At 66.8% G+C, this 6,472-nt stretch carries 4 protein-coding genes; 3 read left to right on the top strand and 1 reads right to left on the bottom strand.

Going from position 1 to position 6,472, the window contains the following annotated elements; genetic code table 11:
• Nucleotides 1-73: 73 nt before the first annotated feature.
• Complete coding sequence (locus AB0H32_RS45715) at nucleotides 74-2,335, bottom strand: transglycosylase domain-containing protein (protein ID WP_361134822.1); 2,262 nt, start codon at nucleotides 2,333-2,335, stop codon at nucleotides 74-76.
• Between the two features lie 759 nt (nucleotides 2,336-3,094).
• Between AB0H32_RS45715 and AB0H32_RS45720 the strand changes: the two genes are divergently transcribed.
• The 3 genes from AB0H32_RS45720 to AB0H32_RS45730 all read left to right on the top strand — a co-directional run bounded on the left by AB0H32_RS45720 (nucleotide 3,095) and on the right by AB0H32_RS45730 (nucleotide 6,373).
• Nucleotides 3,095-3,778, top strand: coding sequence for a PadR family transcriptional regulator (locus AB0H32_RS45720; RefSeq protein ID WP_361134825.1), 684 nt, complete (start codon nucleotides 3,095-3,097; stop codon nucleotides 3,776-3,778).
• 43 nt (nucleotides 3,779-3,821) lie between these two features.
• Nucleotides 3,822-4,904, top strand: a complete 1,083-nt coding sequence (locus tag AB0H32_RS45725) for an inositol-3-phosphate synthase (RefSeq protein WP_361134828.1) — start codon at nucleotides 3,822-3,824, stop codon at nucleotides 4,902-4,904.
• Nucleotides 4,905-5,080: 176 nt separating this feature from the next.
• Nucleotides 5,081-6,373 (top strand): MFS transporter, encoded by a 1,293-nt coding sequence (locus tag AB0H32_RS45730; protein ID WP_361134831.1) that lies wholly within the window; start codon nucleotides 5,081-5,083, stop codon nucleotides 6,371-6,373.
• Nucleotides 6,374-6,472: the final 99 nt, after the last annotated feature.

Consider the following 6,472-nt stretch of genomic DNA (forward strand, 5'->3'; position numbering starts at 1 on the left):
GGTGCGGCGGCCCATGTTTCACGTGAAACAGCCTTGGCGGGCGATATGACCGCGAACCGGTCAGGGCGCCTTACTAGCCGTTCTGGCCTGCGAAGATGCCTCCGTTGCCATTGCCTCTGGTGTTACCGGGGACGGTGGTGTCGGTCGCTGAGGGTGTGGGTGTCGTCCCTCCGTCCGTACCACCGTTGTCCGTGCCTCCGATGTTGTTGCAGTTGTTGCCCCAGCCGAACTGGCAGGAGTCGCTCGGCGTCGGAGTCGGGGACGGGGAAGTGGTGCTGGGCGTCGGGCTCGGCGTGTTGCTCGGCGTCTGGCTCGGCGTGATGGTGACCGACGGGGTCGGAGAAGGCGCACCCGCCTCGTCCTGGACCTCACCGATCTTGGGGGCGTCCGGGAAGCCGAGGTCGTTCGCGTTCTTCAGCGCATCCGTCATGTACTCGGTCCACACGAGCGTCGGGATGTCACCACCGTGGATGGAGTCCTTGCCCGCCGTGCCGTTCATCGAGAGCAGCTCGTGGTCCTTGGGGTTCTCACGGAACATCGCCACGGAGGTCGACAGCTGCTGGGTGTAGCCGACGAACCAGGCCGACTTGTTCGCGTCGGTGGTACCGGTCTTACCCGCCGCCGTACGGCCCAGGGCCTTGGCGTTCGTACCCGTACCGTTCTGGATGACGTTCTCCAGGACGTTCGTGACGTTGTCGGCGATGGCCGCTTCCATGGCCCGCTTGACCTTGGGCTTCTCGAAGCCCTCCTGGTCCGTGCCGTCCTTCTTCACTTCGGTCACCGAGTACGGGTCCGCCTGCTGGCCGGACGCCGCGAAGGTCGCGTAGGCGTCGGCCATGCGGATCGCGCTCGGAGTGGACGTACCGATGGCGAACGACGGGTTGAGGTTCACCGACATGCTGGCGGGGAGGACGCCGGCCGACTTGGCGACGTCCCGCACATGCGTCATCCCGACATCCATGCCGAGCTGGACGAACGGCGTGTTGATGGACTGCTCCATCGCCTTGCGCAGCGTGATGTAGCCCCATTTGTGAGGACTCTCGTTGTTCTGGAAGAAGAACGAGTTGTCCTTGTTGAGATAGGGCGTCCCGTCCGAGTTCAGGACCTTGAGATGGTCGTTGCCGTTGTACTTGCTCAGCGGCGAGACCGGCGTGCCGGGATGCTTGTACGTGCCGTACTCCATGGCCGCAGCCAGCACGAACGGCTTCCAGGTCGAACCCACAGGGACACCGGAGGTGTCGGCGTTGTTGGTGAAGTGGCCGTTCTCGTAGCCGTCGCCGCCGTAGAGGGCCACGATGGCGCCGTCCTTCGGCTTCACGGACGCCGCGCCGAACTGGACGTACTTGTCCAGCTTCCGCTTCGGGTTGAGACGCTCCTTCTGGATCTTCTTCACGGCCGCGCTCAGGGCGTTGACCTTCCTCTTGTCGAAGGTCGTGTAGATCTGGTAGCCGCCCTTGTCGAACTCGGCCTCCGTGATGTTGGAGTGGGCGAGGACGTACTTCTTCGCCGTGTCCACCAGGTAGCTGATCTGGCCGGTCATGCCCTTGGTCGCCTTGCGGCCCTCGGGCTCGGGGTACTTCCTGATGGCTTCCTGGTACTGGGCGTCCGTGAGGTGCTTGTCCTTGTGCATCTCGCCGAGGATCCAGCCCCAGCGGTCCTTGGAGCGTTTCTCGTTGGCCGGCTGGCTCGCCGCCTTGTCGAGGTCCGGATTACCGGCCGGGTCGTAGTACGTCGGGCCCTTCAGCAGCGCCGCAAGGAAGGCACACTGGGTGGGCTGGAGCTTGACCGCGTCCACGCCGAAGTAGGTCTGCGCCGCGGCCTGGATGCCGTAGGCGCCACGACCGAAGTACGAGGTGTTGAGGTAGCCCTGAAGGATCTGGGGCTTGGTGAACTTCGTGCCCACCTTTATGGAGATGAACATCTCCTTGAACTTACGGGTGACGGTCTGGTCCTGGCTGAGGTACGTGTTCTTGACGAACTGCTGGGTGATCGTCGAACCACCCTGCGTCTGACCGCCTCGGGCCATGTTGGCCAGAGCTCGTGCGATACCCATGGGGTCGACGCCCGAGTCCTTGTAGAAGCTCTTGTTCTCGGCCGAGATCACCGCGTCCTGCATGGCTTCGGGGATCTTGTCGATGGTGACGTTCTGGCGGTTCACGCCGGTGCCGGTAGCCACCATCTGCGACTTGTCGGCCCAGTAGTAGACGTTGTTCTGCGACTGGGCGGCGATGTTCTCGTTGGGGACCTGGACCATCGCGAAACCGATGCCGACCATGGCGACCAGGCTGCCGACGAAGCCGACGAACAGGCCCGTGACGAGCTTCCAGGAAGGCATCCAGCGGTGCCAGCCGTACTTGCCCGCACGGGGGTAGTCGATGAACCGCTTCTTGTCGGGTGCTGTCGTCGCGCGGCCTCTGCCGCGCCCGGGTCCGGTCGGTCCGCCCGGGCCCCCACGCCGGCCACCCGGACCTGCGTTGTCGGCGACCCGGCGTCGGCCGCTGCCTCTCTGCGCCGCCCGGCGAGCCTCAGCACGGCTGCTGTAGGGGCGTTCTTCGCCCCCGGAGCCGTAGGAGTCCGACCCATGGGAACTGGAACCATAGGAGTCGGCTGAAGACCCGGTGGCGCCTCGCGGTGCCGCACGGCGGCCGGAGGACGAGCCGGACTGGCCGCGTCGGGCCGCGGCACGTCCGCCTTCCTGCGGCTGCGGCGGTTTGCGACGGTGCTCGCTCATCGAACGATTACTCCTCGGGCAGGCGCACCCTTGCGCGCCTGGAACGGCGGCTGGTTTCCGGTCCCCCCGAAGTACGGATGTGGTCGGTTCGGCATTCACCCGTACTGCACCGGGGACGAGGACGCTCCCCAGACGTCACTTGGTTCCCGGTGGTCTGCATGCCGCACAGACTACGCACCACCAAAACCCACCGAGGTTCGAAGTTCACCCCAAAACAGGCAAGCTGCCTCCCACGAATCGGTGATGTGATCCCGTTCACCGTCCTTCCTCTTGTCGCATACGGAAGGCCGTTCTATCGTCGTGATGTATCGAGTCGATACATCAGCGCGAGATAAAGACGCTGCGGACCGAGGGGAGGCGAGCATGAGCCGGCGTTCCGGCATCCTTGAGTTCGCCGTACTCGGACTGCTGCGCGAGTCCCCGATGCACGGCTATGAGCTGCGCAAACGACTCAACACGTCACTGGGTGTGTTCCGGGCGTTCAGCTACGGAACCCTGTATCCCTGCCTCAAGACGCTGGTCACCAGCGGCTGGTTGATCGAGGAACCGGGCAGCACCCATGAGGACGCCCTCGCCGCTCCCCTTGCCGGACGCCGCGCGAAGATCGTGTACCGGTTGACAGCAGAAGGTAAGGAGCACTTCGAGGAGCTTCTTTCCCAGACCGGTCCCGACGCGTACGAGGACGAGCACTTCGCGGCACGGTTCGCCTTTTTCGGGCAGACGTCGCGCGATGTCCGCATGCGCGTACTGGAGGGCCGGCGCAGCCGCCTGGAGGAGCGCCTGGAGAAGATGCGCGCCTCCCTGGTGCGCACCCGGGAGCGCCTCGACGACTACACGCTTGAGCTCCAGCGCCACGGGATGGAGTCCGTGGAGCGCGAAGTGCGCTGGCTGAACGAGCTCATCGAGAGCGAGCGGGCCGGGCGGGACCTGAGGGGTTCCGCATCCGGGGGGTCCGCTCAGCAGGACACCACATCTGGAGCGACGGGCGGCCTGCCCCGTCCCGGGGACACCCCCCGGACGGATACGCCCGGCGACACCGCCACGTGAGACCCACTGAGGGCCTCACTCGTACACACAGGGAGCAACCGGAATGGGTTCGGTTCGCGTAGCCATCGTCGGCGTGGGCAACTGCGCTGCGTCGCTGGTGCAGGGAGTCGAGTACTACAAGGACGCCGACCCGGCGTCGAAGGTCCCCGGCCTGATGCACGTGCAGTTCGGCGACTACCACGTCCGCGACGTAGAGTTCGTCGCCGCGTTCGACGTGGACGCCAAGAAGGTCGGCCTCGACCTCGCGGACGCCATCGGCGCCTCCGAGAACAACACCATCAAGATCTGCGACGTGCCCTCCACCGGTGTCACCGTCCAGCGCGGCCACACCCTCGACGGCCTCGGCAAGTACTACCGCGAGACCATCGAGGAGTCCGAGGCCGAGCCGGTTGACGTCGTCCAGGTCCTCAAGGACAAGCAGGTCGACGTCCTGGTCTGCTACCTGCCCGTGGGTTCCGAGGACGCGGCGAAGTTCTACGCGCAGTGCGCCATCGACGCCAAGGTCGCCTTCGTCAACGCCCTCCCGGTCTTCATCGCCGGCACCAAGGAGTGGGCGGACAAGTTCACCGAGGCCGGTGTGCCGATCGTCGGTGACGACATCAAGTCCCAGGTCGGCGCCACCATCACGCACCGCGTCATGGCGAAGCTGTTCGAGGACCGCGGTGTCATCCTCGACCGCACGATGCAGCTGAACGTCGGCGGCAACATGGACTTCAAGAACATGCTCGAGCGCGAGCGCCTGGAGTCCAAGAAGATCTCCAAGACGCAGGCCGTCACCTCGCAGATCCCCGACCGGGACCTCGGCGAGAAGAACGTCCACATCGGCCCGTCCGACTACGTGGCCTGGCTGGACGACCGCAAGTGGGCCTACGTCCGTCTCGAGGGCCGCGCCTTCGGTGACGTCCCGCTGAACCTGGAGTACAAGCTCGAGGTCTGGGACTCCCCGAACTCGGCCGGTGTCATCATCGACGCCCTGCGCGCTGCCAAGATCGCCAAGGACCGCGGCATCGGCGGCCCGATCCTGTCCGCGTCCTCGTACTTCATGAAGTCCCCGCCGGTTCAGTACTTCGACGACGAGGCCCGCCAGAACGTCGAGAAGTTCATCCGCGGCGAGGTCGAGCGCTAGCTCGACACGACGCGTGCGCTGACTCGACGCGTCGTGTGCAGCAGCTACACACGACGCGTGCGCCGGGTCGGCACAACGCGGCGCGCCAGGCGCGCCGCTGAGAACGCTCCTGCCAGGGCTATGAGGGTCCCCGGGTTCCGGCTCGGGGACCCTCTGCATGTGTGAGGCTGTGCCCCATGCCCGTCGTCCGTGACCTGCGCGTCCTGCTGCGCCTGCGGGACTTCCGACGTCTGCTGTCCGTCCGGCTTCTCTCCCAGGGGGCAGACGGCGTCTACCAGGTCGCGCTCGCCGCCTATGTCGTCTTCTCCCCGGAGAAACAGACCTCGGCTGCCGCGATCGCCTCGGCCATGGCCGTCCTACTGCTCCCCTATTCTCTGGTCGGCCCCTTCGCAGGCGTCCTGCTGGACCGCTGGCGGCGCCGTCAGGTCTTCGTGTACGGCAATCTGCTGCGGGCACTGCTGGCGGCGGCCACGGCCGCACTGATGGTCAGCCACGTGCCGGACTGGCTGTTCTACGTCTCGGCGCTGTGCATCACGGCCGTCAACCGGTTCATCCTCGCGGGGCTGTCCGCCGCCCTGCCGCGCGTGGTCGACGCCGAGCGTCTGGTGCTGGCCAATTCACTGTCCCCTACGGCCGGGACGCTCGCGGCGACCGCCGGCGGCGGCCTCGCTTTCGCCGTACGGCTCGTGGCGTCGGGATCCGATGCCGCGGTGGTGCTGCTCGGCGGCTTCCTCTACTTGTGCGCAGGGCTCGCCTCCCTCACCATGGCGCCCGCCCTGCTCGGGCCCGACCGGACGCCGTCGCAGCCCCGTCTACGGACCGCTCTCACCGACACCGCGCGCGATCTTCTCGCCGCCGTCCGGCATCTGGCCGCGCCCCGGCGCCGGGAAGCCGTCTGGGCGCTGGCCTCGATGACACTGATGCGCTTCTGCTACGGCGCGCTCCTCGTTCTGCTGCTCATGCTGTGCCGGTACACGCTCTCCACAAGCCCCAACGGCGGTCTCCGGTTGCTGGGGCTGGCGCTCGCAGCGTCCGGCGCGGGCTTCTTCGCGGCGGCCGTGGTGACCCCCTGGGCCGTGGGCCGACTCGGCCCCGGCTACTGGATCGTGGTGTGTTCCGGCTCGGCCGCCGTTCTGGAACCGGCGCTCGGCCTCCCCTTCGCCACCGGCCCCCTGATGGTGGCCGCTTTCGTCCTGGGTCTGATCACCCAGGGCGCCAAGATCGCCACGGACACGATCGTCCAGGCGTCCGTCGACGACGGCTTCCGCGGCCGGGTCTTCTCCGTCTACGACGTCCTCTTCAATGTCGCCTTCGTGGGGGCCGCCGGTGTGGCCGCACTGATGCTGCCGCCGGACGGCCGTTCGCCGGTGCTCGTGATTCTCGTCGCTCTGATCTATGCCGGGATCACCGTGGCCCTGGCGCGCTTCCTGCGGAAGCCGAGGCAGGAAGAGGGGCGATGTTTCACGTGAAACACTAGCCCCTCGCCCACCCCCGGGACCGGGCGTGGTTGGAGGCGTACAAAGAGACCCGCCACCCCCACCCCCGGGACCCGACCCACCACCAACGGG

Source organism: Streptomyces sp. NPDC020362, assembly GCF_040642095.1.
In the GTDB taxonomy this organism is placed as follows: Bacteria; Actinomycetota; Actinomycetes; order Streptomycetales; family Streptomycetaceae; genus Streptomyces.